Here is a 3,427-nt window from a genome sequence, read left to right as displayed (position 1 = left end):
AAACGTGCTGCAGCCTATGCGGGAGATATATGGCTCCGGATTGATCGGGACAATCAATAACCGCAATGTTGCGAGAATATGCGGCGAGGACACCTATTGCCTGGGTGCTGAAAAGGTGAGCCAGGTAGCCAAGGTACAGGGCGCATCCATCAAATACGCCTACGGCGATGAGATTGCCAAGTGGAACCGGGAAGTATTCGAGATGCTTAAATCCCGGCTGGACAAACCATACAGCTGTTTTGACGGCGCCTGCAACCCGGAAAACCCGACCCACTGGCTAAAGGAATTTATCGACTCGGATGCCGATATTTATCTGCAGCAATATAGACTGTTTGACAACCCTTTTCTCCCAAAAGAATATGTAGAGAATATTTGCAAGGAGTACGCCGGCACGGTTTATTATGACCGTCTGGTGGAAGGAAGATGGAAGCGGGCGGAGGGCGCAATCTATCGCTTGTTCGCTGACAATCCAGGGCGTTTTCAACGTACTGTTAACAGGCAAGACATTAAAGAAATCCGGATTGGAATTGACTTTGGCGGCAACGGTTCCGGCCACTCCTTTGTAGCGACAGCCGTGCTTTGGAACGGCTGCTATCATGCCCTGATGAGCCGGAAGCACATGAAGCGGGATTTCCCACAAGGGATAGACGCAAACAAGCTGAGCGATCTTTTTCTCGCGTTTGTGGGAGACGTGATAGCCAAGTACGGAAAACCGAGATACGCGTTTTGGGACAACGCGGAGACGGTCCTCGGACAGAGCGTAGAAAACGCCTGCCAGAAGGTATACCCATACCTCACTGTTGTACCAGCGTGGAAGAAGAGGATTCACGACCGCATTGAATTTACCGTCAAGCTCATGGGGGCTGGGCGTTTTTTTATTACGGAAGATTGTGAAACGCTATCAAAAGCCATGCAAGACGCGGTATATAACAGCAAAGTGCAGGAGGAACAACGCCTTGACGACGGAAGCACAGACATAGACACGCTGGACGCTTTTGAATACACCATAGAGCGTGACATGGGTGGAGTCCGATATAACCCTGTGAAAGGAGGAATCTGATATATTTAGGCTTTCAAACGACGAAGAATTAGACGTTATAAAACTGGGGGAGTTTTTAAACAAACACCAGGAATGGGTGCGAGCCCGGTATAAGCCGCTGATGGACGCCTATATGACAAGATACCCAATCTTTGGCCTGCCGCCAAAACCGGAATATAAACCGGACAAGCGGATCGCGGTAAACTTCGCCAAGTACATCACTGATACTATGAACGGCTTTTTTATCGGGATTCCAATTAAAGTCATGTGTGATGAGGACAAAGCGGTGGCGGATTATGTGGAGTTCCTGGACCAATACAACGACCAGGACGACAATAACGCGGAGTTGTCAAAGATGTGCTCCATCTATGGCAAGGCCTATGAGATGTACTATGTGGATGATCTAGGTAATATCGGCATTACCTACTTGCCGCCGGAAGAAGCCTTCATGATCTATGATGACTCGATTCTGGAACGGCCCAGATACTTCTGCCGGGTGTATAAGGACGCGGATGATATAGTCTATGTCAGCGTATCGGATGACACCAGGGTGCGCTATCTATCCATGGAAGGCGGACTCCACTGGCTACCAGAAGAAGAAAAAAGCCATGGGTTTGAAGGCGTACCTGCCACAGAGTACCGAGAAAACGAGGAAGAGATCGGGATTTTCGAACCGGTGCTTACCATGATTAATGAGTACAACGAAGCGGTCAGCGAAAAGGCAAATGATGTTGCGTATTTTGCGGACGCTTATCTAAAGGTGCTCGGCGCGAAGGTGCTGCCGGATAATTTGCAGGAAATCAGGGATAACCGGATTATCAATTTTGAGGGCCTTCTCGATAATGGCCAGCTTGAAGTCGATTTCCTCCAAAAGCCGGACGGAGACACCTCCCAAGAGCATCTGCTCGACCGGTTGGAAAAACTGATCTTCCAAATCTCCATGGTAGCCAATATTTCAGACGAGAATTTCGGGACGTCTTCCGGGATCGCGCTGAAATACAAGCTGCAGGCTATGAGCAATTTGGCGCTGACCAAGCAGCGGAAGTTTACCAGCGGCATGAACCGGCGCTATATGCTGATATTCTCTAACCCGGTGAGCGGGATGAAGAAGGACGACTGGGTCAAGCTGACCTATCAGTTCACCCAGAATATTCCCTCCAACCTTTTGGAAGAATCCCAGATCGCCGGAAACCTTGCGGGAATTGTCAGCCAGCAGACACAGCTTTCTATCCTGTCCTGCGTAGACAATGTACAGCAGGAGATTGAACAGATCAAACAGGATGAGGAGGAAGGCATCACAGATGGTTTCCCGACCAATCGAACGGTGGAGGTAGAAGATGTCGTACTGGACGAGACGACAGGAACAACTGAAGCAAACGGCTGAGAAGGACGAGGCTAAGCTTAAAAAGCGGCTGTCGTCCTTTTTTGACGCTGAATTCAAGCGGTTGGAAAAGGAGATCGCCGCATATTATCAGACATATGGCGTGGATAATGTCATCGAATACCGCCGGTTGTTGGAGTCCCTGTCTGACGAGGACCGGCAGCTGCTCATAGAGCGTATGGATGAATTTGCCCGGAAGTACCCTCGGTACGCTGATCTTATGCCGGTACGGGAGACTATTTACCGGCTCAACCGACTGGAAGGGCTGCAATACTCCGTATTCATGGAGGAGGCCAACATTGCCGGATACACAAGCGAGCAGATGACCACCTATCTGACTGGTTTATCTCAAAAAGGTGTTAACATGGCCATGGAAACCCTGGGATTCGGAAAAAGCTTTTATGCCATCAATGCAGCGGTAGTGAAGCAGTTTGTAGATGTGCCTTGGTGTAATGGGGAAAACTTTTCAACGCGTATATGGAACGACACCAGGAAATTGGCCCAGTATCTCAACCAGGATATTGCCCAGGGATTTGCGAGAGGCGACAGCTATGACAAGCTGGTGAGGCAGCTGCGCAAACGTTTCAGCAATGTCAATCGCCGGGACGCTTACCGGCTGATCTTCACCGAGGGGACTTACGTCATGGCGGAAAGCTCCATGCAGCCGTTTACGGAGGATTTTGAGAGGTACCGGCTTTCCCCTGTCATGGATGGGCGTACCTGCCCGATCTGCAGGAGCCTGGCAAGACAGGTATTTGAAATTAAAGACCGCCAGCCAGGGGTAAACTTCCCGCCTATCCACCCGTGGTGCCGCTGTTCCTGGGAGATCGTCGTGGATGACTGGGACAGATGGATCGACGATTATGTAGCCAAGCATTCCGGAGAGAGAAAGCGGGCGGAAACGGTTGCAAAGCGGGTGGATGATGGTATAATTAATAAAAAGGAAGATATGCTAAAGATAGACTTACAGTTTTTTGCAGAGAAAGATATAAAAAATCAGGAGTCTA

3 protein-coding genes are annotated in these 3,427 nt (G+C 49.8%); all 3 read left to right on the top strand.

Translation table 11 applies throughout. The features are described from left to right. Positions 1-1,060 (top strand): terminase large subunit domain-containing protein (locus WGC32_RS14850; RefSeq protein WP_342683037.1); only part of this gene is annotated, 1,060 nt, incomplete at its 5' end. Position 1,061: 1 nt separating this feature from the next. Further along, positions 1,062-2,423, top strand: a complete 1,362-nt coding sequence (locus tag WGC32_RS14845) for a phage portal protein (protein ID WP_342683038.1) — start codon at positions 1,062-1,064, stop codon at positions 2,421-2,423. Continuing rightward, the coding region (locus tag WGC32_RS14840; protein ID WP_342683035.1) for a minor capsid protein at positions 2,377-3,427 on the top strand (1,051 nt) is incomplete at its 3' end. The genes WGC32_RS14845 and WGC32_RS14840, both read left to right, overlap by 47 nt.

This window comes from Zongyangia acetica (assembly GCF_038739695.1).
Lineage (GTDB): Bacteria > Bacillota > Clostridia > Oscillospirales > Ruminococcaceae > Zongyangia > Zongyangia gallinarum.
The sequence above is the reverse complement of the archived record's forward strand: the minus strand, read 5'-3'. Positions and strand labels throughout refer to the sequence as shown.